Genomic DNA, 12,407 nt, shown 5'->3' on the forward strand with positions numbered 1-12,407 from the left:
AACGACGCGAGGAGGGGACAGGCAGATGCCGAGCCTCAAGGACCTGAAAAACCGGATCGAGTCGGTCAAGTCGACCCGCAAGATCACCAAGGCCATGCAGATGGTCGCCGCCGCCAAGCTGCGTCGTGCGCAGGAGGCCGCCGAAATGGCGCGTCCCTATGCCGAGAAGATGGAAGCGGTGATGGGCGGTCTCGCCCAGTCGGTGGGCGCGTCCGAAAGCGCGCCGCGCCTTCTGGCCGGAACCGGCTCCAGCCAGGTGCAGCTTCTGGTGGTGATGACTGCCGAGCGCGGTCTGTGCGGTGGCTTCAACTCGACCATCGTGCGCCTTGCGCGCCAGCGGATCGACAGCCTTCTTGCCGAGGGCAAGACGGTCAAGATCCTGACGGTCGGCAAGAAAGGCCGCGAACAGCTGAAGCGCGACCACGCCGACAAGTTCGTCGGACACGTCGACCTATCGGATGTGAAGCGCCTCGGCTACGCCAACGCCGCCGACATCGCCGCGAACCTGCTTGAGCGGTTCGACGCGGGCGAGTTCGACGTCGCCACGATCTTCTACAACCGCTTCCAGTCGGTGATCAGCCAGATCCCGACGGCGACGCAGGTGATCCCGGCGTCGTTCGAAGCGCCGGCGGAAGGCGAGGGCGACGCGACGCTTTACGACTACGAGCCGTCGGAGGAAGGTGTGCTCGCCGACCTCCTGCCGCGGGGCCTTGCCACGCAGATCTTCACCGCGCTCCTTGAAAACGGCGCCTCCGAACAGGGCGCGCGGATGTCCGCAATGGACAACGCGACCCGCAACGCAGGCGACATGATCGAGCGGCTCACGATCGAGTTCAACCGCTCGCGTCAGGCCGTCATCACCAATGAGCTGATCGAAATCATCTCGGGCGCCGAAGCGCTCTAAGACACCGGAGACATCACACATGGCTACCGCAACCGGAAAGATCACCCAGGTCATCGGCGCCGTCGTCGACGTGCAGTTCGACGGCCACCTGCCCGAGATCCTCAACGCGCTGGAGACCGAGAACAACGGCAAGCGCCTCGTGCTCGAGGTCGCCCAGCACCTGGGCGAGTCGACTGTCCGCACCATCGCAATGGACGCCACCGAGGGTCTCGTGCGCGGCCAGAGCGTCACCGACAGCGGCGGCCCGATCATGGTGCCCGTGGGCAACGCAACCCTCGGCCGCATTCTCAACGTCGTGGGCGAGCCCGTGGACGAAGGCGGCCCGGTCGTGTCCGACGAGAAGCGCTCCATCCACCAGCCTGCTCCGGAGTTCGTCGACCAGTCGACCGAGTCCGAAATCCTCGTGACCGGCATCAAGGTGGTGGACCTGCTCGCCCCCTACTCCAAGGGCGGCAAGATCGGCCTGTTCGGCGGCGCCGGCGTGGGCAAGACGGTTCTCATCATGGAACTGATCAACAACATCGCAAAGGTGCACTCGGGCTACTCCGTGTTCGCCGGTGTGGGCGAGCGGACCCGTGAAGGGAACGACCTCTACCACGAGATGATCGAGTCGAACGTCATCAAGCCGGACAACCTGACCGAGAGCCAGGTGGCTCTGGTCTACGGCCAGATGAACGAGCCTCCGGGCGCCCGCGCCCGCGTCGCGCTGACCGGCCTGACGCTGGCCGAGCAGTTCCGCGACCAGTCGGGCACGGACGTTCTGTTCTTCGTGGACAACATCTTCCGCTTCACGCAGGCCGGCTCCGAGGTGTCCGCACTTCTCGGCCGTATCCCTTCGGCCGTGGGCTACCAGCCGACGCTGGCCACCGACATGGGCGCGATGCAGGAGCGGATCACCTCGACCAAGACCGGCTCGATCACCTCGATCCAGGCCGTCTACGTTCCCGCGGACGACCTTACCGACCCGGCACCCGCCACGACCTTCGCCCACCTCGACGCGACGACGGTTCTCAGCCGCGCGATCTCCGAGCTCGGCATCTACCCGGCCGTGGACCCGCTCGACTCCTCCTCGCGCCTCATGGACCCGCAGATCCTCGGCGAGGAGCACTACCAGGTCGCCCGTGACGTCCAGGGTATCCTTCAGCGCTACAAGTCGCTGCAGGACATCATCGCGATCCTCGGGATGGACGAACTGTCGGAAGAGGACAAGCTGACCGTGGCCCGCGCCCGGAAGATCCAGCGCTTCCTGTCGCAGCCCTTCGACGTGGCGAAGGTCTTCACCGGCTCGGACGGCGTGCAGGTGCCGCTCGACGTGACCATTTCCTCGTTCAAGGCGGTTGTCGCGGGCGAGTACGACCACCTGCCGGAAGCGGCGTTCTACATGGTCGGCGGCATCGACGAAGTGATCGCCAAGGCCGAGCGCCTGGCCGCCGAAGCCGCGTAAGGGATAGCCGCCACCCGCCCGACCGAACGGTGGGGCGGGGGCAGGCAGTCGAAAGGACAGGAACATGGCCGACACGATGCAATTCGACCTCGTCAGCCCCGAGCGGCGGCTGGCCTCGCTCCAGGCGACCGAGGTTCGCATCCCCGGCGCCGAGGGCGACATGACCGCCATGGCCGACCACGCGCCGACGATCACCACGCTGCGTCCCGGCATCCTCTCGGTCACCCATGCGGGCGGCACCGAAGAATACGTGGTGCTGGGCGGTTTCGCGGACATCTCGGGCAAGTCCGTCACCGTTCTGGCCGAGCGCGCGATGCCGTCGAGCGAGCTGACCCGCGACGCGCACAATGCGCTGATCGAGGAATACCGCGCCGCGCACGACAAGGCGAAAGAGACCTTCCACAACGAGCCCGGCCCCGTCGACGATGCCGCCAAGTTGCTGGCCGACATGGTGGCGCTGGGCGACCGGATCGGCGGCTGACGCAGACCCTCGGGAACCGGCAGGACCACGAAATATCGAGCCCCCGTGCGCCCCGGCGCGCGGGGGTTTCTCGTCTCGGCCATGTCGGCAATGCCATTCTCGCGTCACGATTTTTCCGTCTCGAAGGTCCAGTTGGCCGCTAGACCACGCCGCCACGAGCAGGACAGAACCGCAGATCGCCGACCATGAAACGCTTGCGCACACCACTTGTCGGGATCGACCAGGGAAGCCGGACCCTGTTCAGCGATTTCGAGGATGACGGGCCTATGTGGTCCGGCACCGGCCCGCGTGAGGCGCGCGTGCCGGTCGCGTTCTCGGCGTTATTCCGCGGCGCGCCGGCTGTCCATGTGGGTCTGTCCATGTGGGACACCGACGGCGACACGAACCAGCGCGCGGACCTTCGCGCCGAGGCTGTGACGGAGGCCGGCTTCGACCTCGTCTTCCGGACCTGGGGTGACAGCCGGGTGGCGCGGATCCGCGCCGACTGGCTCGCCATCGGCGAGGTCTCGGGCGAGGACGACTGGGATCTTTACTGAGGCGCGGGGACCCGCGATTGCCGAAAATGGGGGGCACGGAAGATCCGTTCGACCTCCAGCCGCAAGTTCACCCCTGCAACGTTCACCGCGCGACAGACGGCCGGGCGCATGAGCCGTCCGGATGCCTGTTTCAGTGCCGTCCCGCCACCGGTCCGGATCTACGCGCTCTGCCGTGACATGGCGTTCGGCCGGCCATCTCGGGACGCACCGGACGCGGGCCCGCGTCCCGCAACCGGATCACCGCCATGCGGGTCGGAAACCGGAAACCCGCAGCGCCTGTCACCGCCCGGCCGTCAGGGAGCCGGAGGTCCGAGCCGGAAGGTGGCATCCGCTATCCCTTGCCGAATTGCCGAAGCGCGGGGCCATGCCACGCCATTCCCGGCATCTGGTCGGCCTATCGTCCCGAATTACCGCTGCATCCGCTGTTCGCACGCGGGGCGACATGTGGCCAATCTCGCCTTCGCAGCCGTCTTTCGTCGCAACCGCGCCATGAAGCTTGCGCCGGGGTCCGTTCCCGGGGGATAGGGCGCCATGAAGTCCGAGCGCGGCCCCCTGATCTTCATTCTCGCCACCCTGATGATCGACGCCATCGGGATCGGCATCGTGTTCCCGATCATGCCCGACCTGATGGCGCGCGTCGGGGCGGGGGATCTCGCCCAGGGCTCGCTCTGGGCCGGTCTTCTGATGTCGGCCTATGCAGGCGCGCAGTTCCTCTTCGCGCCGATCGTGGGGTCCCTTTCGGACGCCTACGGGCGCAAGCCGATCCTTCTGGCGGCACTGGCCTTCCTCGCGGTCGACTACGTCATAATGGCGCTGGCCGGGTCGCTGTGGCTGCTCCTGCTTGGCCGCACGCTGGCGGGGCTTGCCGGGGCCACCTACATCACCGCGACGGCCTACATCGCCGACATCACCCCGCCCGAGCAGCGCGCAGCGCGCTTCGGCCTGATCGGGGCCGCTTTCGGCATCGGGTTCGTCCTCGGCCCCGCGCTGGGCGGGATCGTCGCGACCTGGCATGTCACCGCGCCCTTCTGGCTGGCGGCGGGGCTTGCGGCAGCGAACGTCGTCTTCGGCCTCTTCGTGCTGCCCGAGTCCCTTCGCCGCGAAAGCCGCCGCCCCTTCGGCGCGCGCGAGTTGAACCCCTTTGGCACGATCTTTGCGGCGTTCCGCGTGCCGGGCCTCGCCATCCCGCTGATCTGCATCGCCGTCTTCGAGTTCGCCAACATGGTCTACCCGACGCTCTGGGCCTTCTGGGGGCGCGAAGTCTTTGGCTGGTCCACGCTGGTGATCGGCCTGTCGCTCTCGGCCTATGGGGTCCTCGTGGCCGGTGTCCAGGCGGGCGTGATGCCTTTCGCGGTGAAGCGGCTGGGCGAGCGGCGGCTGGCGATCTGGGGACTGGTGCTCGGGGCGGCGTCGCTCGCGGGATTCGGCTTTGCCGACGCGCTCTGGATGGTGGCGATCCTCCTGCCGATCGCGGCCTTGACCGACCTCGTTCCTCCCACGCTCATGGCGATGTCGTCGGGAACGGTCGGCGAGGATCGGCAGGGCATGGTGCAGGGGGTGATCGCCTCGCTGAGTTCGCTGTCGGCGGTGCTCGCCCCGCTGGTCTTCACGCCGCTCTTCGGGGTCTTCGTGTCGGGGTCGGCCGGCATCTACCTTCCCGGAGCGCCGTTTCTCGTCGGGGCGCTGCTGGTCGTGGCGATCCTGCCGCTGGCCCTGAGATTGTCCGGGGCGGGTTACGCACGTCGCCCGCTGGGCTAGGCCCGCGTCCTGCGGCCCGGCCTACGGCGTGTGTGGCCGAGGGATGGCTCGGCGCCTTCTTCGGTCGCCTTCACCGCCTCACGCTTGCGGCGAGCAGGGTGCCCGATTGAACAAGAGCTGGCCGGAACCGAGGCAGGCCGCGGCCATGCCCGCCGGTCGACGGCGCATGTCGCGCGCTGACAGGCGACGTAAATCGGGACGCTGGCAGGGTTTGGGCGCGGGGTCTAGCGACCCCACATCCCCCGCGGATAGAGCCCCTCGTAGATCGGAACCAGCGAGGCCGTGTCGAACAGCGAGGAGACGCTCGTCCCCGACCAGATGTTCACGATGGACTGTGCGAACATCGGAGCCGTCGGCACGATGCGGATGTTGGGACATGCCCTCGCCTCGGCCGTCGCCTCGATCGTGTCGGTGACCACGAGCGACTTCAGGACCGAGCCCGAGATCCGCTCCACCGCAGGGCCGGACAGGACACCGTGCGTCGTGTAGGCGTGGACCTCGGTCGCGCCGCCCTCCATCAGCACGTCGGCCGCCTTGCACAGCGTGCCGGCCGTGTCGCAGATGTCATCGACGATGATGCACTTGTGGTCCTTCACGTCGCCGATCACGGTCATGCCTGCGACCTCGCCTGCCTTTTCGCGGCGCTTGTCCACGATGGCGAGCGGCGCGCCGATCCGGCTGGCTAGTTCGCGGGCGCGGGCCACGCCGCCGACATCGGGGCTGACGACCATGACGTCCGACATGTCACCGTTGAACTGGTGAAGGATATCCAGCGCGAAGATCGGGCTGGCATAGAGGTTGTCGACGGGGATGTCGAAGAAGCCTTGGATCTGGGCCGCGTGAAGATCCATCGTCAGGACCCGCTCGACCCCGCCCTTGGCGATCATGTTGGAAACGAGCTTGGCCGAGATGGGCGTGCGCGCCTTGGTGCGCCGGTCCTGCCTTGCGTAGCCGAAATAGGGAATCACCGCCGTGATCCGCTGGGCCGAGGACCGCCGCAGCGCGTCGGTGATGATCAGCAGTTCCATCAGGTTGTCGTTCGCCGGTTTCGACGTCGACTGGATGATGAACATGTCCTCGCCGCGGACGTTCTCGAACACTTCGACGAAGATCTCGCCGTCGTTGAAACGCTCGACGCGCGCATCAACGAGGCTGACCTGCATCCCGCGGTGCATCGACATGCGCCTTGCGATGGCCTCGGCGAGTGTCCGGTTTGCATTGCCCGAAATGAGCTTCGGTTCGGTCGACGACATGCGGCAGCTGTCCCCCTTGCCTCGTGTCTTGCCGGACCCGTCCCCACGTGCCCCGGCATCTGGTTGACACCCCCTACCACCGGCCTAGGGTCGGCGCAAAGCCAAATGGAGGGAAGTTGCGAATGGCCCATATCGAGTACTTCTTCGCGACCACGTCGCCCTTCACCTACCTTGCCGGAACCCGGATGGAGGAGGTCGCGGAACGGCACGGCGCGACGCTGAAATACCGGCCCGTGGACATCATGGCGGTCTTTCCGCGCACCGGCGGCCTGCCCCCCGGCGAACGTCACCCGGCGCGGCTCGATTACCGTCTGCAGGAACTCAGACGCCTGTCGAAAAAACACGGCCTGCCAATCGACCTCGATCCGCCCTATCGCGCGGTGAACCCCGCGCCGTCTTCCTATGCCTTCATCGCGGCCGAGAAGGCGGGTGGCGGCGATCTCGGCAAACTTGTTCAGGCCTTCGGCGGCGCGGTCTGGCGCGACAAGCGCGACATCGCCGAGGACGCGGTAATCGCGGACTGTCTGCAGGAAGCAGGCTTCGACCCGGGTCTCGCCGGAATGGCGATGTTGCAGGGCGCCGAGCAATACGCCCGCAACCTCGAGGATGCGGTCTCGGCCGGCGTCTTCGGCGCGCCCTTCTACATCGTGGACGGGACCGAGAAGTTCTGGGGTCAGGACCGGATCGACGACCTCGACCTGTTCCTCGCCGGCAAGCTGTGAGCGAAGGCATCCGCCGCTGGGGGCCGGAAGGGGCGCCTTCCGTCTTTCTGCTGCACTGCGCCCTGGCCCATGGGGGGGCCTGGGAAAAACTGGCGCGCATCCTGTCGGACCGCTACCGACTGATCGCGCCCGACATGGTGGGTCACGGCGCCGGCCCGGACGGCGACCGGACCCGCGACTACCACGACCAGGCCACCGAACAGGCCCGCGCGCTCCTGCCGGAGGGGCCCGTGCATCTCGTCGGCCACAGTTTCGGCGCGACGGTCGCCCTGCGCCTCGCCATCGAAGAGGCGGAGCGCGTCGCCTCGTTGACGATGTATGAGCCGGTCCTTTTCGCGGCTGCCCCGGACGGGGACGCGAAACGCCGCAATGCCGAGACGCTGGCCAGCATGACGCCGATGATCGCGGCTGGCGACACCGAACAGGCCGCGCGGCTCTTCCTGTCGGTCTGGGGGGCGGGGGGAACCTTCGACGCTCTGCCCCCGCCGCAGGCGGCCTACATGGCAGAGCGGATGTGGACCATCGCCGCGCAGCAGCCGTCGCTCCACCATGACAGCGCGCGGCTTCTGCCGCGGCTTGGCACGGTCGCCTGCCCGGTTCTGCTGATGCAGGGCAGCGCGTCGCCTCCCGTGATCGGGCAGATCCTCGACCGGCTGGAGGAGGGGCTGCGGGACACGCGGCGCATCCTCATCGAGGGCGGCGGGCACATGGCGCCCGTCACCCACGCAAAGGCCGTCGCGGAACCGATCGGGCGCTTTCTCGACGGGTTGGGGTGAGTTTCAGCGGCGCGCGTGAGCCGACCGGCTATCCGATCCAGGCCTTCAGAAGCCGCGCGACATCCTCTGCCGGTTTCGCCCAGTCGCAGACGATCCGGCAGCGCACCGGCGCGTCCTCGGGGCCCGCGTCGAGCGCTTCGCCGGGAAAGAGATAGTACTGCGCCCCCGCCGCGAAGGCTCTCCGGTGCGCCGCCCGGGGCACCTCGATGAAGGCGAGGTTGCCCGCCGCCGGATGGCAGAGCCGCGCGCCGGGCACCTCCGGCAGGCGCGCCAGAAGCCCGGTCATCCGCGCGTTCGCGGCCTCGGCCATTTGTCGCCAGAGTCCGTCCGCGCAATAGGCCGCCATCTGTGCCGAAAGGTAGCGGTGCTTGGAAAAAAGGTGACCGCCGCGCTTGCGGCGAAGCTCCAGCTCGCGGCCCCTTGCGGCGTCGAAAAGCACCACCGCTTCGACGCCCATGCAGCCGTTCTTGGTGCCGCCGAAGCTGACGGCATCGACGCCCGCCTTCCAGGTCATCTCGGCCGGGCTGCATCCAAGCGCCACGCAGGCATTGGCGAAGCGGGCCCCGTCGAGGTGCACGGGCAGACCATGCGCCTTGGCCACCGCCGCCAGCGCGGCGATCTCGTCGAGCGTGTAGACCGTCCCGCGTTCGGTCACGTTGGTCAGCGTCACCGCGCCCGGCTGGACGCCGTGCACACCCCGGTCGGCCGCCTGCACGATGGCCGCGTCCAGCGCGCCGGGCGTCATCTTTCCGTCGGCCCCGTCCACGAGGATCAGCTTCGCGCCCGAATAGAATTCCGGCGCGCCGCATTCGTCCTCCTCCACATGGGCGTTGCGGTGGCAGAAGACCCCGTCCCAGGGCTTCGACAGGCAGGCGAGCGCCAGAGCGTTCGCGACGCTCCCCGTCGCCACGAACTCGACCGCCGCGCCGGGCGCCTCGAACGTGTCGCGCACCGCGTCGCGCGCGGCACGGGTGATGTCGTCGTTGCCGTAGGGCATGGCGTAGCCCGCGTCAGCCTCCATCACGGCCCGCAGGATCGCCGGATGCACCGGCCCGGTATTGTCGGAGGCGAACATCATGTTCCCGGTTCCTCGATGATGTAGTCTTCCCAGTCTTCTTCCGGCACCTCGTATTCCGGTACCGAGATGCCCCGCACGCTGACCCCCGCCTCATGCACGCTTTCCGGGTCGCCGGATACCAGGGGATGCCACCATTTCAGCGGTTTGCGCTCGTGCAGCAGACGGTAGGCGCACGTCTCGGGCATGAAATAGGCGACATCGCCCATCGTCGCGGGCGTCAGGCGGATACATTCGGGGACCAGCGTCTTGCGGATCTCGTACTGCCCGCAGCGGCAGGTCTCGTCGTCGAGAAGGCGGCAGGCGACGCGGGTCAGCGCGACCTCGCCCGTTTCCTCGTCCTCGAGCTTGTTGAGACAGCACTTGCCGCAGCCATCGCAGAGCGCCTCCCACTCCTCGGGTGTCATGCGTTCCATCGGCACGCGCTCCCAGAAGCGGTCCCTCATGTACGTGACAGCGCCTTGCGGGCCGCTTCGCTGTCGGCGTCCATCTGCACGATCAGAGCGTCGAGGCTGTCGAACTTCATCTCGGGCCGCAGGAACTCCACAAGGCCGACCGACAAGTGCCGCTCGTAGAGGTCGCCGGTGAAATCGAAGAGGAAGGTTTCGAGGTTGGGCGCGGGGCGTTCGAACATCGGGCGGATGCCCAGATTGGCCACGCCCCGATAGCTGCCCGCGTGCGGGCCGCTCAGCACGTCGACGACGACGGCATAAACGCCGAGGCGCGGGACGTGCAGGCCCGCAAGCTCCATGTTCGCGGTCGGATACCCGAGCTTGCGCCCCCGTTTCTCGCCGTGCAGGACCGGCCCCTCGATCCGGTGCCAGTGGCCCAGCATGTCGGCGGCGGCGCGCGGGTCCCCCTCGCTCAGCGCGTTGCGGATCGCCGTCGACGAGACGGCGCCGGAGGATCCTTCCAGAAGCGGCGCGATCGTGACGTCGAAGCCCATCCGGGCGCCGAAGTCCCGCAGCATGGCCGCGGTTCCCGAGCGTCCCTTGCCGAAGCAGAAATCGGCGCCCACCACGACGTGGCTGACGCCAAGGCCGTTCGCAAGAACGTCGCGGGCGAATTCCTCGGCGCTCAGGCCCGCGAGGCTGGCATCGAACGGCAATTCCGCCATCACCTCGACCCCGAGCTTTTCCAGCCGGTTGGCGCGCGCTTCGGAGTTCATGAGCCGGAAGGGCGGCGCGTCGGCGGCGAAGAACTCCCTGGGATGCGGCTCGAACGTGACGACGCCGAGCGGTGCGCTCGGGCGACGGGCCAGGTCGATGACATGTGCATGGCCACGGTGCACGCCATCGAAATTGCCGATCGCCACCGAGGCGCCGCGCTCTTCGGGACGGACATACTGGTGGTCGCGCACGATCCGCATGGGCCGGACTTATCCGCCCTGTGGCGGGAGGGCAAGAAGGCCGGAGCGGGGTGTCAGTCGAACTTGCCGGAGGGTGCGAGGACGACGGCCTCGCCCTTGAGCACGACGGTGTCGCCGACCCGGCAATGGGTGGCGAGCGTGACGCGGCGTTTGCCGTAGTCGATGTCCATGACCTCGACCTCGGCGCGGACCATGTCGCCGGGTCGCACGGGCGCCATGAACTTCAGCGTCTGGCCGAGATAGACCGTGCCATGTCCCGGAAGCTGCTCGCCGATCACCGCCGAGATCAGGCCAGCGGTCAGCATCCCGTGGGCGATGCGGCCCTCGAAGATCGTGTCGCGGGCGTAGTCGTCATCGAGGTGCACCGGGTTCCGGTCGCTCGAGACCTCCGCGAAAAGCTCGATATCCCGGTCTGTCACCAGCTTCTCAAGCGAGCGCTTCATGCCGATTTCCAGATCCTCGATGACGATCGTGCCGGTCGTGATGTTGTCGAGCATGTCCGGTTCTCCCTGGGCCATGGCGGCCTGATACCTCATCGGACCCGCCTTCTGCAATGCAGAAAGTAACAAAAGGCCCGCAAAATTCCACTTTTCGCAATTTTCTTGCGCATGCATCACAAGATGGCGCGGGTCGCGGGGAAATCAACAGGCGGAGGGTTTCGTGTGCTTCGGCCGTTTTCCTTGACTTCACAATGCTTTGGTGCAAAACAAAGTCTCATGACTAAGCATGATCCGAAACTCGATGTGCTTTTCTCGGCGCTGAGCGATCCGACACGTCGCACGGTGCTGGAGCGGCTGTGCCGCGGTCCCGCGAGCGTCGGGGAACTGGCGGCGCCGCACGACATGGCGCTGCCGTCATTCCTCGGGCATCTGAGGAAGCTGGAGGCCGCGGGTCTCGTGACGTCGGACAAGAAGGGGCGGGTTCGCACCGTGCGGCTGGTGCCCGGCGCGCTTCAGACAGCGCATGGCTGGCTGACCCGGCAGAATGCCGACTGGCCAGGCCGGATGGAACGGCTGGATTCCTTCGTGTCCCTAATGAAGCGGGGAAAGGACTCCGCCTGACGCCTCAGCGGAACATGGCCATGGCGTAGGTCGGTTCCAGTTGCGCGCCTTCCAGGAAATCGGCGAGCATCGCGGGATCCGGCCGGCCGGTGGTGCCAGTCTCGGCCCGGGCAAGTCCGCCCGTGATGAACAGGGTGTCGATGTTCTCGCCCATGCCGCCCTGCACATCGGTGAAGATCCCGTCGCCCACCGCAAGGACGCGATCCTCGGGCACAGACCGCCCGATCTGCTGGAGGCGCCGGCGGGCCAGGTCGTAGATCGGCGGATGCGGCTTGCCGAAATAGAGGCTCTCGCCGCCCATCTCGGTATAGAGCTGCGCGAGTGCCCCCGCGCACCACTCGCGGCTTTCGCCACGGTCGACGACGATGTCGGGGTTGGCGCACAGAAGCTTCAGGCCCTTCGTCTTGGCCAGCAGGAACTGCGGCCGCAGGACGGCGGGGTCGGCGTGGGGATCGAAGGGCCCGGTGCACACGATGCCCTCGGCCTCCTCGAGCGCGACCTTCTCGATCGCGACCGGGTTCTCGAGCATCTTCGGCGGTTCGAAGAAAGGCGCGTCATGCGGTTCGCCCACGTGCCAGACCCGCCGGCCCACCACACCCTCGAACATCGCCAGCCGCGCCGCGTCCCCGGAGGTCGCGATCACGTCCCAGCAATCCTCGGGCACGCCGAGACGCAGAAGCTGCTTGGCCACGCTCGCGCGGGGGCGCGGCGCGTTGGTGACAAGGACGACCGTCCCGCCTTGGGCCTTGAAGGCGCGAAGCGCGGCGACCGCCTCGGGGAAGGCCTGCACGCCGTCATGGACACAGCCCCAGAGATCGCAGAACAGCGCGTCGTAGCGGCCGGAAAGATCGGCGAGGCTGTCGATGATCGGGGTGGTCATGGGGGTCTCCTTCGGGCGGATCGTTGGCGCCTGAATAGGACCTTTCTTGCGGAGGGAACAGGGCGGATAGGCCCCGCCTGGCCCGTCGCGGCGTCGCCTTGCGCGGCACCGCGCGCGTCGCCGGGCTGCCTGGCCCTGGCCGGGCGGC

The 12,407-nt window shown here is 67.7% G+C and carries 14 protein-coding genes; 8 read left to right on the forward strand and 6 right to left on the reverse strand.

From position 1 onward, the window contains the following. Positions 1-25 precede the first annotated feature (25 nt). The 5 genes from N8I71_RS18870 (at position 26) to N8I71_RS18890 (ending at position 5,123) form a co-directional block, all read left to right on the forward strand. On the forward strand, positions 26-904 hold the full coding sequence (locus N8I71_RS18870) for a F0F1 ATP synthase subunit gamma (RefSeq protein WP_262879584.1): 879 nt from the start codon (positions 26-28) through the stop codon (positions 902-904). Between the two features lie 19 nt (positions 905-923). Further along, positions 924-2,348, forward strand: coding sequence for a F0F1 ATP synthase subunit beta (gene atpD, locus N8I71_RS18875; RefSeq protein WP_262879585.1), 1,425 nt, complete (start codon positions 924-926; stop codon positions 2,346-2,348). 64 nt (positions 2,349-2,412) lie between these two features. After that, the gene (locus tag N8I71_RS18880; RefSeq protein WP_262879586.1) at positions 2,413-2,829 is read left to right on the forward strand and encodes a F0F1 ATP synthase subunit epsilon; all 417 of its coding nucleotides are present in this window, start codon (positions 2,413-2,415) and stop codon (positions 2,827-2,829) included. 185 nt (positions 2,830-3,014) lie between these two features. Then, entirely contained in the window at positions 3,015-3,365 is a 351-nt protein-coding gene (locus N8I71_RS18885) for an H-type lectin domain-containing protein (RefSeq protein WP_262879588.1), read from the forward strand. Between the two features lie 531 nt (positions 3,366-3,896). Continuing rightward, on the forward strand, positions 3,897-5,123 hold the full coding sequence (locus N8I71_RS18890) for an MFS transporter (protein WP_262879589.1): 1,227 nt from the start codon (positions 3,897-3,899) through the stop codon (positions 5,121-5,123). A gap of 224 nt (positions 5,124-5,347) precedes the next feature. On the opposite strand, the gene N8I71_RS18895 is transcribed toward N8I71_RS18890, so the two are convergent. After that, complete coding sequence (locus N8I71_RS18895; protein WP_262879590.1) at positions 5,348-6,376, reverse strand: ribose-phosphate pyrophosphokinase; 1,029 nt, start codon at positions 6,374-6,376, stop codon at positions 5,348-5,350. A gap of 122 nt (positions 6,377-6,498) precedes the next feature. Between N8I71_RS18895 and N8I71_RS18900 the strand changes: the two genes are divergently transcribed. Both N8I71_RS18900 and N8I71_RS18905 read left to right on the forward strand, forming a co-directional pair. Next, positions 6,499-7,098: a 2-hydroxychromene-2-carboxylate isomerase gene (locus tag N8I71_RS18900; protein ID WP_262879591.1), complete on the forward strand. Its 600-nt coding sequence runs from the start codon at positions 6,499-6,501 to the stop codon at positions 7,096-7,098. Next, on the forward strand, positions 7,095-7,874 hold the full coding sequence (locus N8I71_RS18905; protein ID WP_262879592.1) for an alpha/beta fold hydrolase: 780 nt from the start codon (positions 7,095-7,097) through the stop codon (positions 7,872-7,874). The genes N8I71_RS18900 and N8I71_RS18905 overlap by 4 nt, the downstream gene beginning before the upstream one ends. A gap of 28 nt (positions 7,875-7,902) precedes the next feature. Here N8I71_RS18905 and N8I71_RS18910 read toward each other — a convergent pair whose 3' ends face one another. The 4 genes from N8I71_RS18910 to N8I71_RS18925 are packed head-to-tail and all read right to left on the reverse strand — an operon-like array spanning position 7,903 to position 10,815. Next, positions 7,903-8,952, reverse strand: a complete 1,050-nt coding sequence (locus tag N8I71_RS18910) for a threonine aldolase family protein (protein ID WP_262879593.1) — start codon at positions 8,950-8,952, stop codon at positions 7,903-7,905. Next, positions 8,949-9,395: a YcgN family cysteine cluster protein gene (locus tag N8I71_RS18915; RefSeq protein WP_262879594.1), complete on the reverse strand. Its 447-nt coding sequence runs from the start codon at positions 9,393-9,395 to the stop codon at positions 8,949-8,951. The genes N8I71_RS18910 and N8I71_RS18915 overlap by 4 nt, the downstream gene beginning before the upstream one ends. Next, positions 9,392-10,318, reverse strand: a complete 927-nt coding sequence (locus N8I71_RS18920; protein WP_262879595.1) for a bifunctional riboflavin kinase/FAD synthetase — start codon at positions 10,316-10,318, stop codon at positions 9,392-9,394. The genes N8I71_RS18915 and N8I71_RS18920 overlap by 4 nt, the downstream gene beginning before the upstream one ends. Positions 10,319-10,371: 53 nt before the next feature. Then, complete coding sequence (locus N8I71_RS18925) at positions 10,372-10,815, reverse strand: MaoC family dehydratase (RefSeq protein WP_262879626.1); 444 nt, start codon at positions 10,813-10,815, stop codon at positions 10,372-10,374. 219 nt (positions 10,816-11,034) lie between these two features. Here N8I71_RS18925 and N8I71_RS18930 point away from each other — a divergent pair, with 219 nt between their 5' ends. Beyond that, a complete protein-coding gene (locus N8I71_RS18930) occupies positions 11,035-11,379 on the forward strand; it encodes an ArsR/SmtB family transcription factor (RefSeq protein WP_262879596.1) in 345 nt (114 codons plus the stop codon). A gap of 4 nt (positions 11,380-11,383) precedes the next feature. On the opposite strand, the gene N8I71_RS18935 is transcribed toward N8I71_RS18930, so the two are convergent. Then, positions 11,384-12,259 carry a TIGR01459 family HAD-type hydrolase gene (locus tag N8I71_RS18935; protein ID WP_262879597.1) on the reverse strand — a complete coding sequence of 292 codons (876 nt, stop codon included), beginning with the start codon at positions 12,257-12,259 and terminating at the stop codon, positions 11,384-11,386. Between the last annotated feature and the right edge of the window lie 148 nt (positions 12,260-12,407).

This window comes from Roseicyclus sediminis (genome assembly GCF_025515305.1).
GTDB classification, from domain to species: Bacteria; Pseudomonadota; Alphaproteobacteria; order Rhodobacterales; family Rhodobacteraceae; genus Roseibacterium; species Roseibacterium sediminis.